Annotated in this window: 24 protein-coding genes and 1 pseudogene; 14 read left to right on the top strand and 11 right to left on the bottom strand. The window is 63.7% G+C overall.

The genetic code is table 11. The features are described 5' to 3' along the window. Positions 1-22 precede the first annotated feature (22 nt). From TA3x_RS02785 to TA3x_RS02735, 11 genes are all read left to right on the top strand, one after another. The gene (locus TA3x_RS02785) at positions 23-2647 is read left to right on the top strand and encodes an N-6 DNA methylase (RefSeq protein ID WP_435018578.1); all 2625 of its coding nucleotides are present in this window, start codon (positions 23-25) and stop codon (positions 2645-2647) included. Continuing rightward, a complete protein-coding gene (locus TA3x_RS02780) occupies positions 2640-3935 on the top strand; it encodes a restriction endonuclease subunit S (RefSeq protein ID WP_435018577.1) in 1296 nt (431 codons plus the stop codon). Before TA3x_RS02785 ends, TA3x_RS02780 begins: the two co-directional genes overlap by 8 nt. After that, the gene (locus TA3x_RS02775) at positions 3928-4809 is read left to right on the top strand and encodes a GIY-YIG nuclease family protein (protein ID WP_435018576.1); all 882 of its coding nucleotides are present in this window, start codon (positions 3928-3930) and stop codon (positions 4807-4809) included. The genes TA3x_RS02780 and TA3x_RS02775 overlap by 8 nt, the downstream gene beginning before the upstream one ends. Before the next feature lie 26 nt (positions 4810-4835). Next, the gene (locus TA3x_RS02770; protein ID WP_435018575.1) at positions 4836-5417 is read left to right on the top strand and encodes a hypothetical protein; all 582 of its coding nucleotides are present in this window, start codon (positions 4836-4838) and stop codon (positions 5415-5417) included. Then, entirely contained in the window at positions 5410-6978 is a 1569-nt protein-coding gene (locus TA3x_RS02765; RefSeq protein WP_435018574.1) for an ATP-binding protein, read from the top strand. The genes TA3x_RS02770 and TA3x_RS02765 overlap by 8 nt, the downstream gene beginning before the upstream one ends. A 2-nt stretch (positions 6979-6980) precedes the next feature. Beyond that, positions 6981-10364, top strand: a complete 3384-nt coding sequence (locus TA3x_RS02760) for a type I restriction endonuclease subunit R (RefSeq protein WP_435018573.1) — start codon at positions 6981-6983, stop codon at positions 10362-10364. Next, a complete protein-coding gene (locus TA3x_RS02755) occupies positions 10361-11059 on the top strand; it encodes a M48 family metallopeptidase (RefSeq protein ID WP_435018572.1) in 699 nt (232 codons plus the stop codon). Before TA3x_RS02760 ends, TA3x_RS02755 begins: the two co-directional genes overlap by 4 nt. A gap of 126 nt (positions 11060-11185) precedes the next feature. After that, positions 11186-15523, top strand: a complete 4338-nt coding sequence (locus TA3x_RS02750) for an AAA domain-containing protein (protein ID WP_435018571.1) — start codon at positions 11186-11188, stop codon at positions 15521-15523. A 143-nt stretch (positions 15524-15666) separates the two neighbouring features. Beyond that, positions 15667-16833 carry a hypothetical protein gene (locus TA3x_RS02745; protein ID WP_435018570.1) on the top strand — a complete coding sequence of 389 codons (1167 nt, stop codon included), beginning with the start codon at positions 15667-15669 and terminating at the stop codon, positions 16831-16833. A gap of 68 nt (positions 16834-16901) precedes the next feature. Then, positions 16902-17504 carry a hypothetical protein gene (locus TA3x_RS02740; RefSeq protein WP_435018569.1) on the top strand — a complete coding sequence of 201 codons (603 nt, stop codon included), beginning with the start codon at positions 16902-16904 and terminating at the stop codon, positions 17502-17504. 124 nt (positions 17505-17628) lie between these two features. After that, positions 17629-18147, top strand: a complete 519-nt coding sequence (locus tag TA3x_RS02735; RefSeq protein WP_435018568.1) for a hypothetical protein — start codon at positions 17629-17631, stop codon at positions 18145-18147. Here the strand turns inward: TA3x_RS02735 and TA3x_RS02730 are convergent. After that, positions 18105-18377 carry a hypothetical protein gene (locus TA3x_RS02730; RefSeq protein WP_435018567.1) on the bottom strand — a complete coding sequence of 91 codons (273 nt, stop codon included), beginning with the start codon at positions 18375-18377 and terminating at the stop codon, positions 18105-18107. The two genes, TA3x_RS02735 and TA3x_RS02730, sit on opposite strands and share 43 nt — an antisense overlap. 173 nt (positions 18378-18550) lie before the next feature. Here TA3x_RS02730 and TA3x_RS02725 point away from each other — a divergent pair. Both TA3x_RS02725 and TA3x_RS02720 read left to right on the top strand, forming a co-directional pair. Next, a pseudogene (locus TA3x_RS02725) lies at positions 18551-19230 on the top strand (DUF2293 domain-containing protein). A gap of 47 nt (positions 19231-19277) precedes the next feature. After that, the gene (locus tag TA3x_RS02720) at positions 19278-19439 is read left to right on the top strand and encodes a TfoX/Sxy family protein (RefSeq protein WP_435022275.1); all 162 of its coding nucleotides are present in this window, start codon (positions 19278-19280) and stop codon (positions 19437-19439) included. A gap of 58 nt (positions 19440-19497) precedes the next feature. Here the strand turns inward: TA3x_RS02720 and TA3x_RS02715 are convergent, their stop codons facing one another. Beyond that, positions 19498-19668 carry a hypothetical protein gene (locus tag TA3x_RS02715; RefSeq protein ID WP_435018566.1) on the bottom strand — a complete coding sequence of 57 codons (171 nt, stop codon included), beginning with the start codon at positions 19666-19668 and terminating at the stop codon, positions 19498-19500. A 136-nt stretch (positions 19669-19804) separates the two neighbouring features. Further along, positions 19805-20239 (bottom strand): hypothetical protein, encoded by a 435-nt coding sequence (locus TA3x_RS02710; RefSeq protein ID WP_435018565.1) that lies wholly within the window; start codon positions 20237-20239, stop codon positions 19805-19807. Positions 20240-20540: 301 nt separating this feature from the next. On the opposite strand from TA3x_RS02710, the gene TA3x_RS02705 reads away from it, so the two are divergent. After that, positions 20541-21170, top strand: coding sequence for an HNH endonuclease (locus tag TA3x_RS02705; protein WP_435018564.1), 630 nt, complete (start codon positions 20541-20543; stop codon positions 21168-21170). Between the two features lie 515 nt (positions 21171-21685). Here the strand turns inward: TA3x_RS02705 and TA3x_RS02700 are convergent. The 8 genes from TA3x_RS02700 to TA3x_RS02665 all read right to left on the bottom strand — a co-directional run bounded on the left by TA3x_RS02700 (position 21686) and on the right by TA3x_RS02665 (position 26349). Then, positions 21686-22069: a hypothetical protein gene (locus TA3x_RS02700; protein WP_435018563.1), complete on the bottom strand. Its 384-nt coding sequence runs from the start codon at positions 22067-22069 to the stop codon at positions 21686-21688. A 122-nt stretch (positions 22070-22191) separates the two neighbouring features. After that, positions 22192-22503, bottom strand: a complete 312-nt coding sequence (locus TA3x_RS02695; RefSeq protein ID WP_435018562.1) for a hypothetical protein — start codon at positions 22501-22503, stop codon at positions 22192-22194. A gap of 60 nt (positions 22504-22563) precedes the next feature. After that, entirely contained in the window at positions 22564-22770 is a 207-nt protein-coding gene (locus TA3x_RS02690; protein WP_435018561.1) for a hypothetical protein, read from the bottom strand. A gap of 113 nt (positions 22771-22883) precedes the next feature. After that, entirely contained in the window at positions 22884-23792 is a 909-nt protein-coding gene (locus tag TA3x_RS02685) for a ParB/RepB/Spo0J family partition protein (protein ID WP_435018560.1), read from the bottom strand. Positions 23793-23909: 117 nt separating this feature from the next. Then, positions 23910-24359, bottom strand: coding sequence for a hypothetical protein (locus tag TA3x_RS02680; RefSeq protein WP_435018559.1), 450 nt, complete (start codon positions 24357-24359; stop codon positions 23910-23912). A 206-nt stretch (positions 24360-24565) separates the two neighbouring features. Then, a complete protein-coding gene (locus TA3x_RS02675) occupies positions 24566-25012 on the bottom strand; it encodes a hypothetical protein (protein WP_435018558.1) in 447 nt (148 codons plus the stop codon). A 73-nt stretch (positions 25013-25085) separates the two neighbouring features. Continuing rightward, positions 25086-26000: an ArdC family protein gene (locus TA3x_RS02670; RefSeq protein WP_435018557.1), complete on the bottom strand. Its 915-nt coding sequence runs from the start codon at positions 25998-26000 to the stop codon at positions 25086-25088. Positions 26001-26184: 184 nt separating this feature from the next. Further along, positions 26185-26349 carry a hypothetical protein gene (locus TA3x_RS02665; protein WP_435018556.1) on the bottom strand — a complete coding sequence of 55 codons (165 nt, stop codon included), beginning with the start codon at positions 26347-26349 and terminating at the stop codon, positions 26185-26187. Between the last annotated feature and the right edge of the window lie 579 nt (positions 26350-26928).

Here is a 26928-nt window from a genome sequence, read left to right as displayed (position 1 = left end):
GGGACGGTCAGCGGAGATGTAAATGGCAAGCGATGTTGTCCTGTCGAAGGGTGATGCGACCGGGGTTTTGGATGTACGCTCCGGGAGGAAGCGCGCCAAGCTGACGCTCGCCAAGCTGGAGACCTTGCTGTTCAAGGCGTGCGACATCCTCCGGGGCAAGATGGACGCCTCGGAGTTCAAGGAATACATCTTCGGGATGCTCTTCCTGAAGCGGCTGAGCGACCAGTTCGAGCAGGACATGGAGGCGCTGCGGGCCGACTACCTCACCAGGGGGCTCCGGGCCGACCTGATCGACAAGCAGTTAGCCAACCCCGACAAGTACAACTTCTTCGTACCGCCCGAGGCCCGGTGGGACCAGATCCGGCACCTGAAGACCTCGGTCGGCTCCGGGCTGAACAAGGCCCTCGCCGCCATCGAGGACGCCAACCCGAACACGCTCCAGGACGTCCTCAAGGGGATCAACTTCAACCGCAAGGTCGGCCAGCGGACGATGGAGGACGCCACCCTCTCGGCCTTCATCCAGCACTTCGAGGAGATCCCCCTCCGCAACGAGAGCTTCGAGTTCCCCGATCTCCTCGGTGCGGCCTACGAATATCTGATCAAGTACTTCGCCGACAGCGCCGGGAAGAAGGGGGGCGAGTTCTACACCCCCGCCGAGGTCGCCCGGCTGCTCGTGCTGATCATCGAGCCCGCCGAGGGGATGGCGATCAACGACCCCACCGTCGGCTCCGGGGGCATGCTGATCCAGTCGAGGGGGTACGTCGAGGAGGTCGGGGGCGACTCCAGGGACCTCGCCCTGTCGGGGCAAGAGGACAACGGCGGGACCTGGGCCATCTGCAAGATGAACATGATCCTGCACGGGGTCAACTCGTCCGACATCCGCCAGGGGGACACGCTCAAGGACCCCCAGCACCTCGCCCCCACCGGCGAACTTCGAAGGTTCGATCGGGTCATCGCCAACCCGCCGTTCTCGCAGAACTACACGAAGAAGGACATGAGGTTCGCCGACCGCTTCCACGTCTTCATGCCCGAGTCGGGCAAGAAGGCCGACCTCATGTTCGTCCAGCACATGGTCTCCGTGCTGAAATCGGACGGGAAGCTGGCGTGCGTGATGCCGCACGGCGTCCTGTTCCGGGGCGGGGCCGAGCGGGAGTGCCGGAAGCGATTCATTGAGGAGGGTTGGCTCGAAGCCGTCATCGGGCTGCCCCCCGGCCTGTTCTACGGCACCGGCATCCCGGCCTGCGTCCTGGTCATCAACAAGGACGGGGCCAGCCAGAGGAAGGACGTCTTCTTCATCAACGCCGATCGGGAGTTCAGGGAGGGCAAGAACCAGAACTCGCTCCGGCCCGAGGACATCGAGAAGATCACCCACGTCTACCGCCACAGGCTGACGGTCGAGAAGTACAGCCGACCCGTCCCCCACGAAGAACTGGGTCGGGAGGACTTCAACCTCAACATCCGGCGCTACGTCGATAACAGCCCTCCCCCCGAGCCGCACGACGTCCGGGCTCACCTCCACGGCGGCATCCCCGCCGTCGAGGTCAACGCCTTGCAAGGCTACTTCGACAACTACGCCGGGGTCAGGGACCTGCTTTTCCAGCCCAGGGATGACCGCTACCTCGACTTCACCCCCGCCATCCCCGGCAAAGGCTCCATCAAGCCCCTCATCGAGACGGCCCCCGGCACGATCGCCAGGCACGCCGCCTTCCACGAGGGCCTGGGGCGGTGGTGGGACCAGAGCGTCACGGCGATCGGCGATCTGCCCAGGACGAGGAACGTCTACGATCTCCGGCGACGATTCCTGGGGACCATCGCCGAGTCGCTCGTGCCCCAGGGCGTGCTCGACGGCAACAAGGTCCGTGGGGCCTTCGCCGGGTTCATGAACACGCTCGCAGGCGACCTGAAGTCGGTCGCCGCCAACGGATGGAACGCCGAACTGATCCCCGAGGAAGACATTCTGCGGTCGCAGTTCCCCGATGTCCTGGAACGGATCGAGGCCGACCGCACCCGCATCGCCGAACTCGAAGCCCTCTTCGCCGCCGCAACCGAGGCCGAGGAGGACGACGCCGTACCGGACGAGGCCGACACCGATGGCGGCTTCCTGCCGAAATCGCTCGTCCAGTCGCTCAAGGAAGAGCGGAAGGCCCTGAACGCCGAGGTCAAGGACACCAAGAAGAAGGTCAAGGAACGCCGGGCCGACGCCCTCCGTGCCGAGCGGAGCCGGTCGCCCCTGTTCGACCCACAGGAGCTTCGCACTGAGGCCAGCGATGACGAGGCGGACGCCCAGGACAGGCTCCGGCGTCTTCACGAGATCGACGAGCAGTTGTCACGCCATACGGCCCTGGAAGTCGAACTCAGGACCCTCCGGGCCAACATGCGGGCTTCCGAAAAAGCCAAGGACGACCTCGTGGCGGCGGCTCGGGCCAGGATCACCGAGGCCGAGGCCAAGGTGTTGATCCTCGCCCGGTTCCGGCGGGTGCTGACCGAGCAGTTCGACGAATACCTGCGGCAGTACCAGCGGGGCCTAGTCGCCTCCGTCGAGAACCTCTGGGCCAAGTATGAGGTCACGGCCAGGCAGATCCTTGCGGAGAGGGACAGGGAGGCGGCCCAACTCGATGGGTTCCTGAAGGAGTTGGGCTATGAGTAATCAAGAGCCAGAAGCCAAGGACCATCCCTTGCCCGAGAAGGCCCTCAAGGAGCTTTTCGCACAGAGCCACGACCGGGGCCGGGCCGGGCTCCCGGTGATGTCGCTCTCGATGGGGCGGGGGCTGGTCCCGAGGAACCAGGACGAGCGCAGGGTCGAGACGAACCTCGGCGACGAAGAACATCGCCTCGTGCGTTCCGGCGAACTCGCCTACAACATGATGCGGATGTGGCAGGGCGTCTGTAGCCTCGCCGAAGAGGATTGCCTAGTTAGCCCCGCCTACGTCGTGGTCCGTCCCCTGAACGGCATGGACCCGAGGTTTTCTGAGTACCTCCTCACCTACGAGGGGACGGTCGCCCAGTTCAAACGCCTTTCTTTCGGGGTCGTTGATGACCGCCTACGGCTCTATTACAAGGATTTCGAGAGGGTTCGAGTCAAGCTCCCGTCTCCAGCGGCACAGAAGAAGATCGGCAAGATTCTGACGACCCTCGACAACCTGATCGAGAAGACGGAAGCCCTGATTGCCAAGTATCAGGCGGTCAAACAGGGGATGATGCACGACCTCTTCACCCGTGGCGTGGACGAGCACGGCCAACTGCGTCCTCCCCACGCCGAAGCCCCGAGCCTCTATTATGAAACGATACTCGGCTGGTATCCAATAGGATGGAAAAAGCTACGACTCGGCGACATCATTCGAAGTATGCAACTTGGGACCAATCTATTGGGCAATCCACAAGGCGACGGCTTACCTCTCCTGAAAATGGGCAACCTGACTAAAGGTGGTTTTTCTTTTGGGAAGCTGGAGTTTTTGAGTGCGTCGTCAGCAGACCAGGCAAGGCCCTTCCTTTTGCAGCACGGAGACTTTCTTTTCAACACCAGGAACACTTTGGAGCTTGTCGGCAAATCAGCCGTCTGGCGTCTTGATCTTCCTGCTTGCGCATTTAACTCGAACATAATGAGAATCAAATTCACGAGTGACTTGGATGACTTTTACGCTGGATACTTCTTCGAAACCCAGAAGGGGTGGGCTCAGTTCAAGAGAATTGCTACTGGCACAACTAGCGTTGCAGCAGTTTATACTCGTGATTTAGTCGAATGCCAGTTAGTATTGCCACCTCTGCTCGAACAACGTCGGATTGTTGAGAGCCTCCGTTCCGTCGAGCATCAAATATATCGGGAACAAAACGCCAAGCATCAATGGCAGCTAATCAAGATCGGCCTCATGCAAGACCTCCTCACCGGCAAGGTTCGGGTCCACGTAGACCCCGCCGAGGAGGCCGCCCATGACTAAGGATCTCCAGCGACCGTTCTCGATCCGCATCTTCGTCCCCGACGGCGACCCGGACGGCCTGCGGCTCGTCGAGAAGTCGAACTGGACGGGCCTGGGCGTCGTATTCAACCGCACCATCTACCGGCAGTCGGTCGTCCGGCCCGAGTTCGACAGGACCGGCGTCTACATCCTCTTCGGCACGACCGAGGCAAGCAGCCTACCGACGCTGTACGTGGGCGAGGGCGATCCGGTCAAGAGCCGCCTCAACCCGCACTTCAGCAAGAAGGACTTCTGGAACTGGGCGGTGTTCTTCGTGGCGAAGGACAACAACCTGAACAAGGCCCACGTCAAGCACCTGGAAGCCCGGCTCCTGGAGCGTGCCAGGGCCGCCAAGCAGTGCAAGCTCGACAACGCCCAGCCGTCGCTGCCGCCGACCCTCTCCGAAGCCGAGGTCGCCGACGTCGAGAGTTTCCTGCTCGACATGCTGAGCATCTTCCCCCTGCTGGGCCTGAACGTCTTCGAGAAGATCGAGGCCCCCCGGAGACCGGCCCGCCACCTCTTCCTCGAATCGAAGGGGATCAAGGCGACGGGGTACGAGGACGCCAAGGGGTTCGTCGTCGTCAAGGGTTCGCAGGTCGTGAAGTCCGAGGTCCCGTCCATCCACCAGTACCTCAGCACGCTGAGAAAGGACCTGCGGGACCAGAAGGTCATCGTGGCCCAAGGCCAGCACGACGTCATCGCCGACGATCACGCCTTCGAGTCCCCCTCCACGGCGGCGGGCGTCGTCCTGGGCCGCTCGGCCAACGGGCGGATCGAGTGGAAGGACAAGGACGGCACCACGCTCAAGGCGATCCAGACGGCGGCGGCGGGCGGGAACGGGGGCGACGATGAGTAGCCTGACTCCGAAAGGATGAGTCTCTCGTGAGCACTGCCGACGACAGTTACCTCAAGTCCTCGTTTATTGAAAGCCTGGTCGAGCACGTCTTCATTTCGGAGGTCCTCCAGGAAGTTTTCTATGCTTTCGGTGAGACTGTTGAGGTCCTGAGATCCGAGGTTGATGCCTCGGGCTATGACGTCGTATTCGAGTGCAACGGCGTGATGCGGCACGTTCAGTTGAAGACCTCGAAGCCCGAAGCCCAGTCCAAGGGACAGAACGTGAACCTGGCCCTCTCCGGGAAGCCGGGCGGCTGCGTCGTCTGGGTGGTCCGGGACGAGGATCGTGCGACACGCCGCATTCGGCTCTCCTACCTCTTCTTCGGCGGTGAAGCGGGGCATCCTCTGCCGCCGATCGTCGATCTGAAGGTGGCAAAGCATGCGAAAGCGACCAAGGGCGTCAAGTTGGAGCGCCCGAGAATCAGAGTGATCCCAAAGGGCCGTTTTCGCAGGGTCTCCACGACCAGGGAGCTTGTCGGGCTGCTCTTCGGGTTCCGGGCGACTCCCGATGAAGCGACCCTCCAAGCCATTCTCTCGGATGCAGAGGACAACGAGGTCGTTGATGAGTAGCAAGCTGCCCCTGAACCTCGAAGACCTGCTCCGGCAGCGGACGGTCGAGGGGGACCGGATCGAATATAAGGCGGGCTGGAACCCTGACCCCATTCTGCGGACGCTCTGCGCCTTCGCCAACGACTTCGAGAACCTGGGGGGCGGCTACGTCGTCATCGGCCAGGACTGCGACGACGACGGCCAGCCGATCTTCCCGCCGAAGGGTATCCCCTCGACCCAACTGGACAAGATCCAGCGGGAACTCCTGGGCTACTGTAACCAGATCCAGCCGCCCTACTTCCCCATCTTGAGCATCGAGCAGTTCCAGGGTCGGAATCTCGTCGTGCTCTGGGCACCGGGAGGGCAGAACCGCCCCTACCAGGTCCCCAAGGAGGTCACGGCCAAGCTCAAGGAGCCACGCCACTACATCCGGCGCTACTCCAGCACCGTCGAGGCCAAGGGGGAGCACCTCCGAGAACTCTTGAGCCTGACAGCCACCGTGCCCTTCGACGACCGGATGAACCATCGGGCTGACCTGGACGACCTGCGTCCATCATTGATCCGCTCGTTCTTGCGAGAGATCAAGAGTGACCTGTACGCCAGTTCTTCGAAGATGCCGCTCGCCGACCTGGGCCGGAACATGAACATCGTGGATGGGGGCGACGAATCCATCAAGCCCCGCAATGTGGGCCTGATGTTTTTCAACGACGCCCCCGAGAGCTTTTTTCCGGGGACGCAGATCGAGGTTGTCCGCTTCCCCGAGGGGGTCGCCGGGGGGAACCTCGACGAGAAGATTTTCCAGGGTCCGCTCCACCACCAGTTGCGAGATGCGTTCGTCTACCTGAAGAATCGGGTGCTCGAAGAGCGGGTGGTAAAGCTCCCCGACCGTGCCGAGGCGAAGCGGTTCTTCAACTACCCGTTCTCGGCCCTCGAAGAGGCCCTGGTCAACGCCGTGTATCATCGCAGCTATGAGCAGCGGGAGCCGATCGAGGTTCGGGTCAACCCCGACGGGATCGAGATCGTGAGCTATCCCGGCCTCGACCCGTCGATCAAGATCAAGGCCCTCCAGGTCGGTCGGATCATCGCCCGACGCTACCGGAACCGCCGGATCGGGGAATTCCTCAAGGAACTGGACCTCACCGAGGGCCGATGCACGGGCATCCCCACGATGCGGGAGGCGATGCATCAGAACGGCTCACCCCCACCCCGCTTCGAGACGGATAAGGATCGCACATACTTCCTGGTGGAACTACCGATCCACCCCGATTTCCACCCCGAACATGGGCCTCGCAGGAATACCGGCGGGGTCCAAGATGGGGTCCAAGATGGGGTCCAAGATGGGGTCCAAGACCTGACCGAGACGGAGTGGCGTATCCTCCGAGCGTTGAAAGACGGGCCGAGGAGCACGTCGGGCCTGGCGTCGGACCTCGGGCATCAGGCGATCACGGGCAGCCTCCGCAAGGCCCTGGCCCGTCTCGAAGACCGGGGGATGGTCGCCCTGACGATCCCCGAGAAGCCGAGAAGCAAGCATCAGGAACGGCAACTGACGATCCAGGGGCATAAGACTCTGCGGGGTGGCTGAGCATGTCAGAACGCAGCATCGTCGAGAAGCCATTCCTCGACCAGTTGTCCGCCCTGGGATGGACCGTCATCGACCAGGGCGTCGGCGTCCCGACCGACCCGGCCCGGAGCCGCCGGGCGGGCTTCCGGGAGTGCGTCCTCAGGGACGACTTCAAGCGGGCCGTGAGGGCACTGAACATCCTCTCCGATGGCCGGGGATGGCTGACCGAGAAGCAACTGGACGACCTGCACGAAGAACTGGCCGGGTATCCGGGCAAGGACCTCCTGGAGGCCAACGAGGAGGCCCTCAGGCGGCTCTTCAAGACGACGGTGGACCGCAACGAAGTGACCGGTGAGGAGTACCCGGAGGTCACGCTGATCGACTGGCGGGACTGGCGGCGGAACGAGTTCCTCGCCGTCAACCAGTTCCGCATCGACACGCCGGGGCAGGTCAAGAACTTCATCTGCCCGGACATCGTGCTGTTCGTCAACGGCCTGCCTTTCGTCGTCGTCGAATGCAAGGACGCCACCGCCGTCACGGCCAACCCGCTCCACGAGTGCTTCCTGCAACTGATGCGGTACAGCGAGCAGCGGGAGGAGACACGGCGGGCCGGGCTCCGGGAGGGCGAGCCCCGCCTCTTCCACTACAACCAGTTGCTCGTCCGCACGACCGGCGAGAAGGCCGACTACGGCACGATCACCTCCACCGAGGAGGAGTTCTTCGCACCCTGGAACGACATCTACCCGGAGGAGTACCGGGCCTATACGCCCCCGCTGGGTAAGGAGCGGGCTCAGGAGAAGCTCGTCCAGGGGATGCTGGCCCCGGAGATCCTGCTCGACATCACCCGCCACTGCACGATCTTCATGGAGATCAACAAGGTCCGGGTCAAGGTGGCCTGCCGCTACCAGCAATACCGGGCGACGAGGAAGATCGTCGAGCGGCTGCGGACGGAGGAGACGCCTGGAGAGAGGTCGGGGGTCGTCTGGCACACCCAAGGGTCGGGCAAGTCGCTGACGATGGTCTTCATCGTCCGTAAGTTGCGGACCTGCGAGGACCTGAAGGATTACAAGGTCGTCATGGTCAACGACCGCACCGACCTGGAAGAGCAACTCGGCGAGACGGCCACCCTGACCGGCGAGAAGGTCACGTACATCGGGAGCACGGACGACCTCAGGACGAAGCTGGCGAGCCGATCATCGAACTTGAACATGGTGATGGTCCACAAGTTCCGGGAGGGGACCGACAAGGACGTCCCCGGATACCTCGCCGGTGCCCTCGGAGGGATGCCGACCTACGAACAGTTCGGGGTCGTGAACCCGTCCGAACGCATCCTGGTGATGATCGACGAGGCCCATCGCACCCAGTCGAGCGACCCCGAGGGGAGCTTCAGCGACAACCTCTTCGAAGCCTTCCCCAATGCGACCCGGCTGGCGTTCACCGGGACGCCCCTGATCACCGACCGGCACACGAAGAAGACCGTGCAACGGTTCGGGTCCTACATCGACAAGTACAAGCTGCACGAAGCCGTGGCCGACGGGGCGACGGTCCAGATCCTCTACGAGGGGCGGACGGCGGACACCGCACTCAAGGACAAGCACGAGTTCGACACGAGCTACGACGAGTTCGTGGAGAAGCACATCACGGCCCAGATGCGGAAAGAGGCAAACGTCGAAATGGTGAGGGATCAGGCCCGGCGGGAGCGACGGGTGTTCGAGGACCTCTTCAGGGAACGCACCGACGAGGAGATCCTGGAAATCAAGAAGAAGTACGGCACGAGGGGCGACATCCTCGAAGCCGAGAGCAGGATCGAGGAGATCGCCGAGGATCTGGTCGAACACTACGTCGAGAACATCCTGCCCAACGGCTTCAAGGCCCAGGTCGTCTGCTCGTCGAAGATGGCGGCGGTCCACTACAAGACGTACATCGACCGTGCCCTCGCCGCCCGCCTGAAGGAGGAAGAGGCCAAGCCGGTCCGATCCGGCCAGGTGGAAGGGCTCGGGGATGACGATCTGGAGGGCTACCGTGACGAGGAACTCATCGGACGGCTCGGGTTCCTGAGATCGGCGGTCGTCGTCTCGTCCGAGGGCACGAACGAGAAGGCCGTTATCACCGAGGCCAGGAAGGCTTCGAGGGAAGCCAAGGCCGTGGACAACTTCAAGAAGAAGCTCGACGAGGACGTGCCGGAGACCGGGATCGCCTTCCTGATCGTCTGCGACATGCTGCTGACCGGCTTCGACGCCCCGATCGAGCAGGTCATGTACATCGACAAGCGGGTCCAGGAGCACAACCTGCTCCAGACGATCGCCAGGGTGAACCGGGTCGCCAAGGGGAAGAACCGGGGCTACGTCGTCGATTACATCGGCCTCGCCAGCCACCTGAAGGAAGCCTTGACGATCTACGCCGACGAGGATGACCGGGAGGACGTCCTTGGGGCGATGAAGGAAGTCGCCAGCGAAATCCCGGTCCTGGAGAGCCGGTTCCGACGTCTGATCCAGTTGTTCGCCGACCAAGGCGTGGGGGAGATCGAAGAGTTCGTCCGGCAGACGATCACGGACTCGAAGCGGAATCACGAGACGCTGGAGCGGGCCGTCGAGTTGCTGGAGGATATCAAGGTCCGGGCCGATTTTGAGGTCTACCTGAAGAAGTTCTACCAGAGCATGGACGTCATCCTGCCGAACCCTGCGGCCACGCCCTACAAGATCCCGGCCCGGCGATTCGGTTTCGTGCTCGCCCAGGTGCGTCAGCGTTACAAGGACGAGTCGCTCGACATCTCGGGCGTGGGGGAGAAGGTGCGAAAACTGATCAACGAACACCTCGTCAGCCTCGGGATCAACCCGAAGATCCCGCCCGTCGAGCTATTCTCGCCCGGTTTCATCACGGAGGTCGAAGGGAACAGGTCGTCGAAGGCCAAGGCGAGCGAGATGGAGCACGCCATCCGCAAGCACCTGAAGGTCCACTTCGAGGAGGACCCCGCCCTCTATCAGAAGCTCAGCGAGAAGCTCGAAGCCCTGATCCTCCAGCACAAGGAGGAGTGGGACCAACTCTTCCTGGGACTGTCCGGGCTGCGGCAGGAGGTCGAGGCCGGTCGTCGTGAAGCCGTCTCTGGGCTCTCGACCAAGGAGGCCCCGTTCTACGACCTGATCGGCCAGATCGCCTTCGGGTCCGTGGTGCCGAGCGGGAGCGACGACTCCCTGAAGGACGCCGTTCGGGCGATGGTCGGGCTCTTCCGAAGGGACATCGGCATCATCAACTTCTGGGCGAACGGTTACGAGGTGGACAAGCTCAAGGGTGCCCTGTCGGACCTGCTGCTGCTGACCGGGATCGACGAGATAATCGAGGACTGCGACCGTATCGTCACCGAGGTCGCCGCCCTCGCCAAGATCCGGCACCGGGACATCCTGTCATGACCCGGACCTACAAGGACATCACGTACAAGGTCGCCCGGAGCGACCGGAAGACCGCCAGCATCTACGTCGAGCGGGACGGCCAGGTGTCGGTGCTCGTCCCCTCCAGCCTCTCCGAGATGCAGGTCGAGTCGCTGATCGAGAGCAAGCGGCCCTGGATCTACAAGAGCCTCGCCGAGTGGCACGACCTCAACTCGTCGAGGGTGCAGCGGGCGTTCGTCAACGGCGAGGGTTTCCCATACCTCGGGCGGTCCTATCGGCTCCGGCTCGTCGATGACCAGGATCAGCCCCTCATCTTGAAGAACGGTTACTTCTGCCATCTTCGGCGTGGCAAGCTCCCGTCCGAGGGGGACTTCACGGCGACGTTCGAGGAGTTCTACAGGCGGAAGGGGCTGGAACGACTGCCGAAGCGGGTGGGCATCTATGAATCGAAGATGGGCGTGGCTGCGAAGGCGGTGAAGGTGTTCGACCTGAAAAACCGCTGGGCTTCCTGCTCGCCAGCCGGGAACTTGAACTTCCACTGGAAGTGCATGATGGCCCCGCCGACCGTGCTGGACTACATCGTCGTCCACGAACTCGCCCACCTCCGCTTCCCGAATCACACCCGAGCGTTCTGGAACGAGGTGGATAAGATCCTCCCCGATTACCGGGACCGCAAGAGATGGCTCCGGGTGAACGGTGCGGGGATGGACGTGTGATCGATCCCCGTTGAGAGGGACGAGCCGAGAATTCCGGTCGAGAAGCCATCCTTATCCCCTCCTCCGTGGCGTGAAGCTGACCAGATCACGGATCGATGACACCCTCGACGAATGGGGCGAAGAATCATGCCGGTCAGATCCGTCTCGCTGCCCGTCTTCCCCGTCGACCGCCCGCTGCGGCTGACGCCGACGGACGTCTCGCAGTTTGTCGGCCTGGAGCAGTGCGAGCGGTTCCTGCGGTTCCGCCTAGCGGAACGGGCCGGTCAGGACTTCATGGAGCCCTTCGGCGTCGTCCCGCAACGGATGACTCCGCTGCTCTCGCTCTCGGGCCACGACTTCGAAGAGAAGGTCGAGGTATCTCTCGCCGGACGGTCCCGCAGCGTCCACTACGCCGCCAGGGCCTCCCAGGCCCACAACCGGCCCGAGAACAACGAGGAAGTCCTCGCCGAGGCCCGCTCCTTAAAACCGGGCGAGTCGATCCTCCAGTTCCAGCCCCGCTTGGAGGCCGAGATCGACGGCTGGCGTCTCCGGGGGGATGTGGACTTGCTCCGGCTGGAAAGGACACCTGACGGCATCCTGCAAGTCCTGGTCGCCGACATGAAGAGCACCGCCGAGGTCAAGGTCGAGCACCGCCTCCAGGTCGCCTTCTACGGCCTGATGATCGGGCGGATCTTCCGGGATGGCGAAGTCGCCCACGATCCCCTCCAGACGGCCATCCTCTTCCGCCCGCCCGCCGAGCCCACGCCCGAGGAGCAGGCCGAGATCGGGCCGCTGCGGGAAGCCGCCAGGACCGTTTTCGGGTTGGAAGACGCCTTGCTGGAAGTCGTGGCGGATCAGGTAGCCTACATCCAATCGGTCCACGACTTGGTGCTCGGGGCGGATTCCACGGCCCGCCGCATCGCAAGGATCTCCTTCGACGACCTACCCTATTGCCTATCATTCAAGTGCGACGGCTGCTTGTACGGCGAGTTCTGCATGAAGTGGAGCGCCGAGCGGGACGACCTCTCGCTGCTGCCGTACCTGAGCGGGACCGACAAGGAGGCCCTGCGGCGGGCCGGGGTCTCGACGGTCCGGTCCCTCGCCACCCTGAAGGACTTCGCCCCATCCGCCGACGGGGGTGCCTCCAAGGAACTGGTCCCCGCACCCGGGCGGGAAGCCCTGGTCAAGCGACTGGCCGCCACCTGGCCGGTCGGCCCCCGGATCGACGAACTGGTCCACCGGGCCAGGAGCTTTCGCAAGGCGGTCCGCAAGGACGGCACCCAGTCCCTTGGCTACATCCCCGGAAAGGGGAACAGTTCGCTGCCGGTCTCCCGGCCCGGCCTCAACCCGAACCTTGTCCGCATCTACCTCGACGCCCAGCACGACTACCTCGAAGACCGGATCTACCTGCTGAGTGCCCTGGTCGTCGCCTGCCGGGACGGGGGGCCGGTCGGCAGGCGGTGCATCATCCATGTGACGGACGGGCCGCCGGACACGGCGGCCAAGGAGCGGGACCTGTTCGTGGCCTGGACCCGTGAACTCGTCCGGGCCGTCGTGGACCTGGCGATCAGCGGCTCGCCGCCTGGCGAGAAGAAGTCGGCCCCGGTCCACGTCGTCTTCTTCGACCGCCACGAGCAGCGGCTCGTGCTGGAGGCGCTGGCCCGCAACTTCCCCCCGATCCTCCGGGCCACCCCGCCGCTCTACGACTTCCTCACCCAGGTCGCCGCCTTCGACTCCCCCGTCGCCAGCTACCTGGACGAAGAAGTCCGCACCTCAAAGAACTTCCCGATGACGTGCCAATCGCTGCATTCGCTGGCGACGTTCCTGAAGTTCGACTGGGGCGAGCCCTATCCGTTCCGCAAGCTCTTCCACGCTCGGATGTTCGACTACCTGGGCAAGCTCGACATCGACGGCCAGTCGGAATGGTTCACCAGGCGGTCCCGGTTCGCCAGTTCGATCCCGCTGGAGTACGCCTACGCCGCCTGGGGCCAGTTGCCGCCGCCCAGGGAGGGCCGAGGCGACGAGTTCGCCGACTTCCGGGCCGTGACGACCGAGATCCTCCTGGCCTTCCAGGAGAGGCGGCTGGAGGCCCTGGAGCACGTCACCTCCTCGATCTCGGGCAACCCGAACACCGAGAAGACGCCGTTCGTCCTACCGGACCTGGCCCGCTACGTGGACAAGGCCCCGGACCTCGCCCATGCCCTGCATGAGTTCGTCACCATCGAGCGGTTCGTCACCCTGGCCGACTGGAAGAAGATCCGCCATGCCCCGCCGGAACGTCGGGTGCTGATGGGCGAGTCCCTGCTGGTGCGGTACTGCGAGGCCGACCAGGAGCAGGGGGTGGCCGCTCAGAACCGGGAGAACGAGCGGCGGCGTCTCAAGCGTGAGGAATACGCCACGGCGTATCAGGAGCAGAACCCCGGCAAGAAGTTCCGCCTGGCCGGGAAGCAGGCCGACGAGTGCCGGTGGTCGCTGGATGGGCTGAGGTTTCGCCTGCGGGTCGAATGCCACGGGATCGACTGCGACCTGCACGAGGCCCTTCTGCTGTCCCGGCTGCGTGACGGCGAGTTCCTGGTGCTCTACCGGCGCTGGGCCGTGGATGAACGCCTGCCCGAGGCCGAGCGGAGCGAGTTCACGCCCACGCCCAAGCAAATGCTCTACGGCCAGCGGGTCAATCTGGTCCGCATCGAGGCCGTGAAGGATGAGGAGGGCAGGATCACCGAAGCCTTCGCTATCGTCGAGTTGCAGGACTCCCGAGGCGGGGACTGGTCGAAGCCCTACGTCTTCCCGTCCTCCAACCGACCCCTGGAAGAAGGCACACTTTACACGCTCGACTCCTGCCCGAACGAGTGGATGTCGTTCTGGTGCAAGGAGGTGGTCGAGGGGCTGTGCTCGGGCCAGCCCAACGTGCTCCACGACCGGCTGGCCCATCCGCCCGCACCGGGCGACGAGGGCGGCTCGCCCGGACAGATGGAGTTCCTGGCGGGCCTGGACGCCTTCCATGCCGCCGGGCACCTGCACGACTTCGAGGTCGGCAAGCGGCAACTGGTCGGCGGACACGCCCGGACGCCGATCCTTTTGGTCCAAGGGCCGCCAGGTACGGGAAAATCGTACTCAACCGCCTTCGCCGTGTTCGCCCGGCTCCAGGGGGCGATGCGAGAAGAGCGGCCCTTCCGGGCTTTCATCTCATGCAAGACGCATGCGGCCACGGACGTCCTGCTCAAGAACATGCTGGTTGTCCGGGAGAAGTTGGTTGAACTCTGGGGGAAGGAACCGGACCTCTTCCGCAGCCATTTCGACGCCCGCCTGCTCGACGTGCCCCTATTCCGGGTGGCCCCCAACGATCCGCAGCCCGAGGGGATCATCCCCCTGGTCAAGGACGCCGAGAAGGGACCCAAGCAGCCGAAGAATGCCGACCTGATCCTGGGCGAGTCGTGGGCGGTCGTGGGCATCACGCCCGGAGGCACGTACAGCATGATCAAAAAGAAGTGGTCGGATGGGATCTTCGGCCACGAACTCTGCGACCTCCTCGTGCTGGACGAGTCATCCCAGATGAACCTGCCCGAGGCGATCATGGCGGCCCTGCCCATGACCGGGGACGCCCCGCTGCTGGTCGTCGGCGACCACCGCCAGATGCCGCCGATCGTCAAGCACGATTGGGACACGGAGGGTCGCCGGACCTTCGGGGAGTATCGGGTCTATGCCAGTCTGTTCGACACCCTGCGGGCGATGCCCCAGTCGCCGCCCATGATCCGGTACGCAGAGAGCTTCCGGTTGCACGGGGCGATGGCCGAGTTCCTCCGGCACGAAGTCTACAGGCACGACGGGATCGAATACCACTCGAAGAAGCGGGCCGTGCTGGCGGCCCACCCGAGCGAGGACGACCTGATCCGGGCCGTGCTGGACCCCGAGTACCCGCTGGTGGTCCTGGTCCACGACGAGGCGGGCAGCCAGGTGCGGAACCCGTTCGAGCAGGCACTCATCGAGCCGATCCTCCGCACGCTTGCGGACCCGGCCCGGTATGGCCTGGACGCCGTGGAGGGGATGGGTGTCGTGGTGCCGCACCGTGCCCAGCGGGCGGCGTTGCAGCAGGCCCTCCCCGAGTTGAGCATCCTAGATCCGGCGAGCGGGCTGCCGAAGCGATCGGCCATCGACACGGTGGAGCGGTTCCAGGGCGGGGAGCGGTCGGTGATCGTGGTCGGCGCCACCGAGAGCGACCGGGGCTACCTCTTGGCATCGAGCGACTTCCTGCTCGACCCCCGGCGGCTGACCGTGGCGTTGAGCCGGGCGAAGCGGAAGATGATCCTGGTGGCCAGCCGAAGTATCTTCTCGGTCTTCAGCCCGGACGAGGAGGTTTTCCTGAACTCGCAGTTGTGGAAGAACCTGCTGCTGCGGACCTGCACGACGCCGCTGTGGGAGGGGGATCGTGACGGGGTGCGGGTGGCGGCGTGGGGCGGGAAGGCGAACGCTACAGTTGCCAGATAACGCCCGAAGGGATGAACGGGACCGTGCCGAGCCCAACGGCGGGTCCGCTCCCGACCGGATGCCGGGCGGTTGAGTGACCAGTTCCAGTATCCGGTACGACCAGGCAGTCGATTGTCCGGCTCTCGAATATCAGGATCAAATGCGTGAGCGCAATCTATCTGATCCAGGACGGTGGCGATTTGCTTGAGATGCGTGAGTCGCCGTACGACTCCGAGGACCTGCTCCAGAGCCTCCTCGGGCGCTATCCCAACCTGCTCTCCGGCGACCAGATCGACCCCGTCCAGCCGAGGCGATGGGTGCTCGTCTCCAGGGAGATGGGCGTGCCTGGCGAGGCGGACGGCTCCGGGCGATGGTCCCTCGACCACCTCTTCCTCGACCAGGATGCCATCCCGACCCTCATCGAGGTCAAGCGGAGCACCGACACACGCATCCGCCGTGAGGTCGTCGGCCAGATGCTCGACTACGCCGCCAACGCCGTCGTCTATTGGCCGGTCGAGGAGGTCCGGGCGAGGTTCGAGGCCACCTGCGCCGTCCGCCGGGCTGATCCCGAGGCGGAACTTGTCGCTCTCATCGGGGACGAGGGCGACCCCGCTGAATTCTGGCAACGGGTCAAGACGAACCTCCAGGCCGGAAGGGTTCGCATGCTGTTCGTCGCCGACGAGATACCGTCGGAATTGCGCCGAATTGTGGAGTTCCTCAACGAGCAGATGGACCCCGCCGAAGTGCTGGCCGTGGAGATTAAGCAATTCGTCGGGCAGGGGATGAAGACCCTGGTCCCCAGGGTCCTCGGGCAGACAGCGGCGGCCCAGCAGAAGAAGGCGGGAGGTCCCTCGGCATACCCCACGATCGATCGGGCCGCCTTCATCGAGGACCTACTCGCCCAGGGTCGGAGGGCCGAGGAATCTGCGGTCCGGGCGATACTGGACTGGTCCGATGCGGAGGGGCTTGAGCCGGGCTTCTGGAAAACGCAACGGGGCTGCTCGTTCATCCCGGCGATCCACCACGGCGGGGTGAAGTTCAACCCAATCTCCCTGAGGACTTCGGGCCATCTGATCCTCCAGATGAAGTTCCTGGTGAACAAGGTCCCCTTCGACTCCGTGGAGAGGCGGGCGGAACTGCTGCGTCGTCTCAACGCCCTCCCCGGCGTCAGCATCCCCGAAGACCGTATGCTGGGGTTGCCCAGTATTCCGCTCGCCGTGCTGGCAGACGGGGCCGCCACGACCGGATTGCTCGAAGCCCTGCGATGGCTCGTCCGTGAGATTAGGACCGGGTCATCCCGAGACGAGACGCCGCCCCAAGCGCCCTCTTGAGGTCGGAGGTCTGATCATCGAACTACTCAACAACATCGACGGGATTTGGTCGTGGTGAGGAGCGAGCGATGGCCGCCCGACAGAATGCGATGAGCGAACTGGTCCGGTTCTGGCTGGAGGCATGCCGGGGCTGTCTGATGAAGGAGTCGGTCCCGGTCCCCGTCCCCTACAACCTGTCCGACATTGACTTCGTGGCCTTGCGACCCGATCTCCAGAAATTCCTGCTCCCGACTGGTGAGTTTGTCGGACCGAGACTCATCGTCGAGGCCAAGGACGAGCACGACTTCGACCCTTCGGGACGGGACTTCGGAAAACGGCTCCGAGAGGACCTGGCGGCCCTGGGAGATGGAACATTTATCCCGGCGGCCAGCGCCCACAAGGCCCGCTTCTCGATGCTGAAGCAGCAGCACTTCGAGGTCGCCCGTGACCTGTTCACGACCGAGGACTTCGACCGGGTGTTCGTCGTCCACGCCCTCGACGATGGCATCCGCAGGGAGGTTGCGGCGGCCCTGATGCAGAAGCGGATCTACTGGGTGACGGTGCGTGAACTCCTGAGGGACCTGCAGTCCTGGTACGACCAGCACAAGCGACCTGCTGGCCTGCGGATGACCCTCGTCGGCGACGTCTTCCACCTGCTGTTCGGGTACTGCAACGTCAGGATGCCGGACTGAATCCAGTTGCCCATGAGGAAGGGCCGACCGAACTCGGGGATTCACGGCCCCCACAAGGCATCGACCGCATCGTCCGATCGAAGGGGTTCGGGCGGGTCGATAACGCAATCGATCGAGGCATCAGATGGACCTGAAGACCTTCCTCGACCTCTCGCAGGTCGCCGTCAACCTCACGGGCGTGGTGATCCTCGGCTTCACGATCTGGAACATCCGCTTCGCCACGAGCAGCTTCCGCAAGCAGATGAATGCCCAGGTCTATCTGGCCTACACCGACCGCTACGAGCGGCTCATGGCGGACTGCCCGATCGACTTCCGCACCACGCTCCTGGAGCTTCCCCTGGATGAGGTCGATCCCAAGGACCGGGACCGGATCAAGCTCTGCCTGCTTCGCTACCTGAACCTCTGCTCGGAGGAATTCCACCTCATGAGGACCGGCTACCTGGCCCCCGAGGTCTGGGGCCTCTGGCGACGGGAACTCGAATGGACCCTCCGACGCCCGCTCTACCGCTCCGGCTGGCCGGGATTGCGTCACGAGTTCGAGTCGTACCCGGAGTTCCTCGCCTACGTGGAGGAGGTCCAGGATCGCCGCCCTTCATCGTCTCAGGCAAGGGCCAGCGATTCAGCCTCGACCACGGCCCCATAGACCGCCGCCGTGCCCACCCTGGGGATCTGATACCACCCGGCGAACGGCCCCCACCGGGCGGGCGTCTCGGTTTCCTCGTCGAAGTCCGTCGGCGACTCGTCTGCCGGTGGGGCCACCTGCTCGTAGGCCACGGCGTCCATGCCCAGGTAGATCACCGACCGCCGCACGCCGTTGCGAAACGTCACCGCCCGGATGCCGCCCGGCACCAAGGACCTCAAGTGGACTTCCATCCTGTGCTCCTTCACCTTCAATACTCGAATGCCTCACCTGGCAAGCTAGAACGGGATCCTGACGTGTCAACTCGATCCGGGTGCCGCCTCGGGCCGGAGAGGTTATGATCTCGGCGGGTCCGTGGTGGTGCGGACCGGGCATGCGAGTGGCTCGTTTGCTATACGAGGAAGTCATGGACGACAGGTTGCTCTCCCCAGGCCCGGCCCCGAACACCGTCCGGGCCGCCGACGGCTTGGTCCTCACCGCACCGGAGGGCTGGGCGCTCCTTCCGCCGGGAGACGCCGGGCTGACCCGAAGGGTGAAAGCAGCTGGGGACCACTGGGTAGTGCAGGAGAAGGTGGGCCGGAGGATGTTCTCCAATGGCGTGTGGGCGTCGGCGACCATCGAGCGGATTCGGGCCGAACGGGAGGCGGAGCGTTCCAGCGAGGGATCATCAAGAAGCAGGTGGCGGCCTCCTGACGGCGTGAGGAGGCCCAGACTGAGCACGTTGAGGACTTCCACGGGGCGGTGGTGGCCTTCCTGGCGTTCCACCCCGCCCACTCCGACCTCGCCGAGCGGCTGGCCCGTGCCGTGACCGAGCACGCCACGCCCGTCGGCAGCGGCACGGTCGCCAGGACGGAACGAATCCCAGTCGAGGAGCGGGCCGAGGCCGCTGTGATCGCCTGGATGCGGCACCGGACCACCGGCTTTGACAACATGGCGATCCCCAGGGTCAAGGGGAAGCGGCGGGAGGTCCGGCGGATGCTCGCTCGGAGGTCGCAGGATTTGTTGGGATGGTATCGCCGTGGTGAAGTCGTCGGGGAGGGTTGCCCGCTCAGGACGGCGTTGGAGTCGAGGACTGGGGCCGGATGATACGGAAGGAGATGGTGATGGAGGGAGAACGCTTCGAGGGGTAGGTCATCGACCGGCTGGCCCCCGGGGGAGGTCACGGCCCGGCCCTTGTTCGGGGGCATGCGTTCTACTGGCGGGAGACGATCTTCGCCATCGTTTTCGGCGGCAGGCTCTACCTCAAGATAGACGAGGGCTCGAAGGGCGACTACCTCGCCAGGGGGATGGGTTGATTCGTCCTCACACTGCTGACCGAAGCGAAAACGGGGGCGTGAGAACGCCCCCGTCGCCTCAGTTGAGTTTCCACCATTCGCCGACCCAGTTGCCGAGGCAGCGGCGGGCCACAATCTCATCGACCCATTCCAGGGCCGCCTCGATCTTGGCTTTGGGGACGGTCTCGTCGTTGTCGCCGAAGTCGTCCATCCACTCCGAGTCATCGCCGCCGTCGTGCTCGTAGATCACGATGGCGTCGTCGTCCTAGACGATGGTGGCGATGAGGTTGTCATCAAACCAGAGATCGACGGCATTGCCCTCGAACTCGGGCTCGATCATCGAGTAGCGGTCGGCGAACAGGTCCGCCAGCAACATGGGGCTCTCCTCAGACGATGGGTGTCAGCAGGGCGGCCACGATCGCCGGATCCGTCGATGGGGTCTGGCCCCAAGCGACGATCACCCGCTCGGTCCACTCACGATAGATGAGGTGAGCGTCGGGGATGGGCGTGTCACGGGGTCCTTCGACCAGCCGCACTGGCGGGTAGAAAACCTCGCCGCTCTCACGGAACCAGACACGACTGATCTTGCGGGCGACGGCCTCGCCGCTGCCGTCGAAGTTGCACCATTTCGACAGGCGGACCAGCAGGTCACGGGAGACGAACCCGTTGAAGCGAGCGTCTTCCAGTTCGTCGGGGAGCGTGCCGCTCTTGTACTGGCGCTTCTTCAACTCGTCGATGAGGTTGATGAGCGCACGGTCACGCTTGTGGGGCGTGGGGAACGAAAGCCCCACGAGCCCCGCCACCAAGGCATGCTGAAACATCGCACTCGCTCCTTTGAAAGGGCGCTGAGCGGCCCCAAAGGTGGTAAGGTCACGGCGACCCGACCTAGCAAGTTCGATGGTGATCTCCAGCCCGGCCTCCTGTCAACACCGCCTTGGGAAAAAATCGGCGGAAGCAATTGCCTGGGAGCGGGGAAACGGCGCCACCGGCTTGTGCAACTTGGTCGGTTTGATTTTCGTTAGGGTGTGGGGGTGGAACCGCCGTGCGGCCTCATCGATTAAAAAATATGAATATTATAGTGTATTTAAATTGCGGCATTTTATTCCGTAAGCAAAGTTCAGCATGATCTCTGAAGGTTGCGTAAAATCGCCGCCCCGGTGCATATATACGGGCATGAACGACTACTACAAATCAATCGAAGGATTTCCGGGGTATCGTATCAGCCGCCGAGGGCACGTTGAGTCCTGCTGGGTCCGACGGGGCCGTTACCGGCTGCCTACCGAGACGTGGTTGCCACTGATGCCGATCTACCGTGACGGCTATTGCACCGTAAACTTACCTGCGCCTGGAGGGCAGAAAGCCATCCGCCGCATCCATCGCCTCGTCTTGGAGGCGTTCGTGGGGCCTGGCCCCGCCGGAAAAATCGCCTGCCACAGGGATGGGGACAGGTTGAACAATGACATCCTGAACCTCTACTGGGGCACCCACCAGACCAACAGCGACGATGCCGTGAAGCACGGGACGAAGGCCAGGGGCGAAGCGCTCAAGGCCAAGCTGACCGAGGCCGACGTGATCGAGATCCGCAGGCTCCGGGCCGATGGGGCCAGGGTCGTCCAACTGGCCGCACGTTTCCACGTCAGCGAGAGCAACATCAGGTCCGTCGTACATGGTCGAACCTGGGGGCACGTCCTTCCACTCGATGAGCAACCCGCCCCCCAAGTTGAGGGCGAGGGCCTGCGAGGTGCCGCATGATGTCCTTCGGCGAGTTCCTTGAGGCGATGCAATCTGCCACTTCCGATCCCCTTCGGGTGACGCAGACATCGGTCCCGAATCTCGCCACTCCCGGCGTGACGGATACGAGAAGGGCGATCGAGCGGTCCAAGAGGCGGGGGACTGCAGTCACGCCCGCCGACCTTGTGGCGTCCATCTCGCCGGAGTCCCAGGAGAGGGCGATGAAGGGGGTCATGGGTCACTCTGCCGCTCGATTGCCCAAGACGAAGGAATCGACACCAGGGTCGATGGAGACCACTCAGATAATCCGGGGGACCCGCCATCGCCCGGATGGAACCCGGTTCTGCTCTGAAGGCCCGGTCCCTCGCAGGAGTACCCAGAATCATCCACGGAGGGACCCACAAATCGGGTTGGGGCTGAAGTGGCTATCAGGGGGGCCAGGATCGATGGCCGCAGGGAGATCAACGAATAATTAACCGGTTTACCGAAATGCCACTGGTCTCGACCCGAAGCCGCCTCGCCTGCCTGTGAACTCCTCAGGTCAGCTTCCCCGTCCTGCCAGAAAGTGTCCAAAGTCTGTCCTGCGGATCGAAATTCCCACCATTCCGCATCAACAGAACGGCGACCGTCGGCGGGATATTCTTCAGGGCCTCAGGCTGGTCATCGACGTAGACGGAGATTCCGTTCTCGACGATTACCCCGGCCTTTGCTTCCAGTCGTTCAACCAGGACGAGGTTGTCGTATCGTATACCGAAGCGAGCAAGATCCGCCTCGGCTTTCGGCTCGTCGTCCCTGAACGTCACGACGATAACCTTGCCAGGCCAGACCTTCGAGAGGGTCGAGAAAAAGTCCGGGGCCTCGTCGATGCAGCCATCGAGGTCCAGGCCGAGGGTGGGTGCTTCAGTCGTCTCGCTTGTCATCTCGATCTTCTCCCGAGGATTAGGATTTTTTGCCGCTCATCCTCTCAACAGCCTCATTTCCAGGGCCTTGGCAGTGTTGCCTACAAGACGTGAAGGCTCCGCAGGGTTGCGGAGCCGCCGACTCAATATTCCTCAGGGAGCAAGATGCAAGTCGAGGCTCGCCGTCCGTTATCGCCCACGGCCTCGGTGATGATCCAGAGCCGCTCGCCCCGGAGCGTCGAGTAAGCCGAAAGCAGCCGTGAGCCGTCGATCAGGGCCTTGTCGTTGAGAGCCCGATCCTCGTCGCAAAGCTCGTCGCCCCAGTAGCCCTCCAGGTGGGCACCGAGGAAGAGTTCGAGGCTTTGGCCGCTGGCTCTGATGGCTTCGAGGGCTCCGGGCGTGGCGACAATCTGGCCGAGCGAAAATCTGGGGCATGAGGTCTGGATCGTGATCATCGTGTTGCTCGTGTTGGGTGTGATGGTCGTATTGGGAATCCGATAAAGCGTCGAGCGGGCTTACCAGTCGCCGCAGGCCAGGCAGAGCCAAAGCTCCTCGCCCGTCTCGTCGTCCTCGGCCCAGAGATCGATCTCGGGCTTCGCCTCGCCGCAGCCATCGCAGCGGTGGGCTCGGTCATGCTCTCGGCCAGAGCGGAAGGCAGGGTGATGGGCCGTGGCATTAGGCCGGTGGTCGTGAATGTCCCCGGCCAATGTCGTCTTCAACATTGTTGAACTCCCTCCGGGGCCGAGTTGACGTGCTGGCCTCCAGGGTCATCGCATTTAAGCAGTGGGCGACAAGATTGTGTGCGGGGGGCTCTTCCACCCCCCGACCTCCGATCTCAGCCGGTTCGCCGCTGCCCGGTGGGCTCAGCAAAGGCTTGGGACCAAGCCTTATCCATCCCTTCTTCCGACAGCTTGCCCGAAAGGAAATGAAGCATGTGGGTGGCGAGGCGATAGCCGGGGTCGCCGTGGCCGGTCTTGCCCAACAGGAATGCCTTGATCTGCTTGAGAGTCCGTGAGACGGGATCGCCAGCCCCGGTTGCTTCATGAGTCTCCTGCCGTCTCTGGCGGACCTTGGCGGCGGTGATCCTCTCGCCGCCGTTGACGAGGGCCTCGAAGACCTCGACCTGCTGGTTCGACGGCGTTTTGACAAGTTCGAGGGCGGCGGCCACCGTCGTTTGTCCGCTGGCCACGCTCGCCTGGACCTTGCCGGGCAGCATCACGAGGTCGAGCAGGTTGCGGCACCAGGCATCCGACTTCTTCAAGCGGCCTGCGACCTGCTTGAGGCCGAACCCATAATCCTCGACAAGACACCGGATCGCATGGGCCATTTGGATTGGCTTGGGGTCCTCACGCTGGAGGTTCTCCGAGAGGTTGACGAGGGCGGCCTCGGCGTCGGAGAGGCGGCTGACGACGTATTTCACACGGAAATCGGGGCAAGCGCCGCTCTCGATCAGCCAAAGGGCGGCTCGCATGCGGCGGAAACCCCCGACGACTTCGAGGCGACGGTCCGGGAGCGGGCGGGTGAGGATCGGGTTCAACTGGCCCGACGTGCCTTCTTCTCCAACGCCTTGGCCCCGCTTGGGCATCATGTCCCTCGCCAACTCGATGAGGGCTTCATCGACCGGCGGCTCTTCGCCGTTGCGGCTGAGGTTCTTCGCCCAATCGACAACCAACGCCCTCGGATCGACGAGGAAGATGTCGCTGCGTGTGACCTTGTGGTCGCCGGTCGAAGCCGTGAACGCCATCGGATTTGTTCCTCAAGGGGTGGAGGCCCGTCGTCCGGGCGATGACCAGCAGGGAGTTGGCAGCCTTGCCCAAATCGTGAGGAATAAGGCGAGTCTATGCGACTCGCCCCGTCTCGGTTAACAGCCGTGGATAAGGCCGTCGTCGCCGATGCAGAGATCGAATTCCCCGAACTCGTGAGCGAGCTTGTCTAGGCCCTCGGCGATCCCCTTGGGCCAATCTCCGTCCCAAAATCCGCACCCGTGGCCGTTCCTGGTCAACCAAAAATCGTGACCGGCGTACTCCAGGACCGTGCAGTCCGCCCCGGCGGGTAGAGACCACGCCCCTTCCGCTTCGAGCCGCTCGGCGATCGAGATCAACCGACCGCCGAGCTTGTGGGCTAGAAAGGCTGCACAGTCGGCTCGCATCTTGGCAAGCGTCTCGGGGGCGATGTCGCTCTCGTCGTGGTTCTTGTCGAGCGGTTCGCCGCCGGAGTCGTCAGAGTCGTCCGTGCTGCTCCAGAGGGCAGCCGTAACGTAAGCAGCGAGGAATTCATCTACGCCAACGGGTTCGACGATCGTGTCGCTCATCTGAGCCTCACTGAGAATCGTGTCTCGTCACGATCCCCAGGGTCCAAGCAGCCTTGCGTGCAAGCCAGGAAGACGGCGGCAGGTTGCTCCCGCCGCCCTCCTCCTGGGCTCAGCCGGTGATCACGGCAAGCGTGAGGCACTCCGGCCTCTGGGTGGGAAGGGCAAGCACTTCCACAAAACATGCGTTGCCGTTACGGCCAGTGGGGTCACTGCTCATCCCGATCGTCATACTTCCGAGGGTCGATGCCCTCCTCGGGCAGACCATCGCCCTGGTAGCGAACCGGGAACGGCAGGTCGGCCCGTTCATGGCCGTGGACCAGGACGTGATCGAGGTCGACGACCCGCCCCGAGCCGTCGAAGTGGCGCTCGTCCTCCGGGTAATCGCCCAGGTCGGCGTCGGGGACGTGGATCTGGTGGCCGTAGGTCTTATCGTCGCTCAGTTCATCGATGGCGTCCGAGATCGAGTCGGCCTCGACGACGAGGAACAAGGGCGTGTAGGAGCCACCGATCTCTATCAACCACGCCTTGCCGAACCAGCCGCCGGGGTTGATGACCGGGACATCGGTCAAGTCATGGCCGTTGAGCTTGCACGAGGCGGTGATCTTGTCGGTGGGCATGAGGATCTCTTGGCTGGCGGTGAGGTCGAGCGACACCGGCCAGGGTCCTGGCAGGATTACGGGCAAGGCAGGGAGATGGCGGCGGGTTTCGGCCCGCCGCCATCGTTGTTCAGGCCATAACAGCCTCATCCATCAAGACGGTCTCAGGCTCCTTGGGGCGAGAGAAGGACAGAATATAAGTGGCCGCCTTGTTTGCCGCCGCACTCGCCCTGAAGATGTAGTTGACGTCGTTCTTCAAGGCATTGAGCCAGGCCGCAAGGTAGGCGTTGACGTTGGTCAGGTCGTCGCACTGGGGAACGCCCAGTTCGGCCATGAGGAACGCCGAGGCGATCTCGGCCCGGAGTTCGCCCTGGGCATAGTCCCCCTTCCAGTCGGTGCGTGGTTCGCTCCAGTGGGCAAGCTCGTGGAGTAGGGTGCCGTAAAACTCCTTGATCTCGGGGAATGCCGAGCGGTTCGGCATCCCGATGGAGTCGTCCCCCGGCCTGTAATACGCTCTGGTGTGGCCGTAGGCGATCTTCGCCCCGGTTGAGGCGATGGCCTCGTCGGCGGGGCCGTAGGACGGTAGGGCGAGCGTCTCGGGCTCGTCCGGGACCCGCCAGCGTTCGGCACCATCGACCTGATCCGCCGAGAAGACGGTGTAGGTCCTCAGTAGGGGGATATTGACCTCCTTCTCCTCGCCGGTCTTGGTCTTCTCGACCTTGGTCAGCGGCTTGAAGTAGACGATCTGGCAGCCCCACCGGCCCGGCTCCACTTCGGGCGGGCGAGCCTTGACGCCGCACCCGAGAGACTTCCATTGCGAAAACGTTCCGTACCACTTCGACGTGAGATTGAGGCGACGACGGTGGAGGGTTAATAACAGCGGGTTGAGGCCAGAGTAGGGCCTCTCCGAGTCCACGTTGGTCGGTAGGCCCCGACCATTCTCGTGGGTGTTCCAGGGCATCCTCCAGGGCGGCAAGCCACCCGCCTGGAGGGCCTCGATGATGTCGGCGGTGATCTTGCGACGGAGGTCGTTGGAAGCGGCCATTACCGGCTCCTGGGTGGTCGGGTTCTCGACACATCCCAGGGCGATCGGTGCCCTACGGGCATGATTCAGACGGAGCGAGGGCTTGCATCGAGGATGGGCCAGGGACCCCCGTTTGGGCATAACAGCGCCACGACAAGGTCGGCCTCCAACTGCTGGGCGGTCATCAAAATACAGGGCGAAGAGGTCAGGCGAAGATTCGCCCGAGCAGAATTGCCAAGAGGTAGAAACCCAGAACAGCCAGGCCAAAGCCCAGGCAGAATAAGATGAGGGGCATCAGCATGCCGATGAGCCCGGCGAGCAGGCTTCCGCCGACCAGGATCACGAACAACGAGGCGAACTTGTCGGCCACCTTGATCCCTCCTCAATTCCAAAATGGCGGGGGCTCGAACCGGGAGCTAATAACTCGGTTGACGTCCTCGACGTCGTGGTAAAGCCGAGCCTCCCGGAGCCTTGCAGACCAAGCGGAGCCCGTCCAATACCGACTCCTGCGGCGTTCGTCACGCTCGACGATCACGAATCGCCCGAATCGCACGCAGACGAGCCGGGGCACGATCCTGGTCACGGTGGACCTCCTGGAGACGGTTGATTATCAACCCCCAGGGAGTTGGCAGTCATGCACTCCAGCCGGTTGCCAGGCTCTTCCATGCCGGGGGAAGAGTCTCCGAATCCTTCCTCCTCACCTCGACCCTCGGCCATCGGTGGGACCGCACGAGGGAGCCCGCACGCAGACGAATCTTCGGATTCCGAAGAAATTAAACACACGCAGCCATGCATGATATTTATTTTCTGTGCAGCAACCCTCCCCGGAACATGCTTCCAGGCTCGGGGCCGGGGTCCATGAGGATAGGCCATCCGTCGTGTCGGAGGGGAAAGGGGACGGGGACCACACGAGGGGCTGCCGGGGATGACGCCGTGGTCGATCGCATGG

It is taken from the genome of Tundrisphaera macrotermitis (assembly GCF_051175315.1).
In the GTDB taxonomy this organism is placed as follows: Bacteria; Planctomycetota; Planctomycetia; order Isosphaerales; family Isosphaeraceae; genus Tundrisphaera.
The sequence above is the reverse complement of the archived record's forward strand: the minus strand, read 5'-3'. Positions and strand labels throughout refer to the sequence as shown.

Bases quoted from the DNA above. Each gene is read 5' to 3' on its own strand.
- TA3x_RS02740 (WP_435018569.1), top strand. From the start codon at position 16,902: ATGGCCGCCCGACAGAATGCGATGAGCGAACTGGTCCGGTTCTGGCTG.
- TA3x_RS02780 (WP_435018577.1), top strand. From the start codon at position 2,640: ATGAGTAATCAAGAGCCAGAAGCCAAGGACCATCCCTTGCCCGAGAAG.
- TA3x_RS02685 (WP_435018560.1), bottom strand. From the start codon at position 23,792: ATGGCGTTCACGGCTTCGACCGGCGACCACAAGGTCACACGCAGCGAC.
- TA3x_RS02680 (WP_435018559.1), bottom strand. From the start codon at position 24,359: ATGAGCGACACGATCGTCGAACCCGTTGGCGTAGATGAATTCCTCGCT.
- TA3x_RS02705 (WP_435018564.1), top strand. From the start codon at position 20,541: ATGATCTCTGAAGGTTGCGTAAAATCGCCGCCCCGGTGCATATATACG.
- TA3x_RS02730 (WP_435018567.1), bottom strand. From the start codon at position 18,377: ATGGAAGTCCACTTGAGGTCCTTGGTGCCGGGCGGCATCCGGGCGGTG.
- TA3x_RS02785 (WP_435018578.1), top strand. From the start codon at position 23: ATGGCAAGCGATGTTGTCCTGTCGAAGGGTGATGCGACCGGGGTTTTG.
- TA3x_RS02700 (WP_435018563.1), bottom strand. From the start codon at position 22,069: ATGACAAGCGAGACGACTGAAGCACCCACCCTCGGCCTGGACCTCGAT.
- TA3x_RS02765 (WP_435018574.1), top strand. From the start codon at position 5,410: ATGAGTAGCAAGCTGCCCCTGAACCTCGAAGACCTGCTCCGGCAGCGG.
- TA3x_RS02710 (WP_435018565.1), bottom strand. From the start codon at position 20,239: ATGTTTCAGCATGCCTTGGTGGCGGGGCTCGTGGGGCTTTCGTTCCCC.
- TA3x_RS02755 (WP_435018572.1), top strand. From the start codon at position 10,361: ATGACCCGGACCTACAAGGACATCACGTACAAGGTCGCCCGGAGCGAC.
- TA3x_RS02760 (WP_435018573.1), top strand. From the start codon at position 6,981: ATGTCAGAACGCAGCATCGTCGAGAAGCCATTCCTCGACCAGTTGTCC.
- TA3x_RS02775 (WP_435018576.1), top strand. From the start codon at position 3,928: ATGACTAAGGATCTCCAGCGACCGTTCTCGATCCGCATCTTCGTCCCC.
- TA3x_RS02735 (WP_435018568.1), top strand. From the start codon at position 17,629: ATGGACCTGAAGACCTTCCTCGACCTCTCGCAGGTCGCCGTCAACCTC.
- TA3x_RS02670 (WP_435018557.1), bottom strand. From the start codon at position 26,000: ATGGCCGCTTCCAACGACCTCCGTCGCAAGATCACCGCCGACATCATC.
- TA3x_RS02695 (WP_435018562.1), bottom strand. From the start codon at position 22,503: ATGATCACGATCCAGACCTCATGCCCCAGATTTTCGCTCGGCCAGATT.
- TA3x_RS02690 (WP_435018561.1), bottom strand. From the start codon at position 22,770: ATGTTGAAGACGACATTGGCCGGGGACATTCACGACCACCGGCCTAAT.
- TA3x_RS02750 (WP_435018571.1), top strand. From the start codon at position 11,186: ATGCCGGTCAGATCCGTCTCGCTGCCCGTCTTCCCCGTCGACCGCCCG.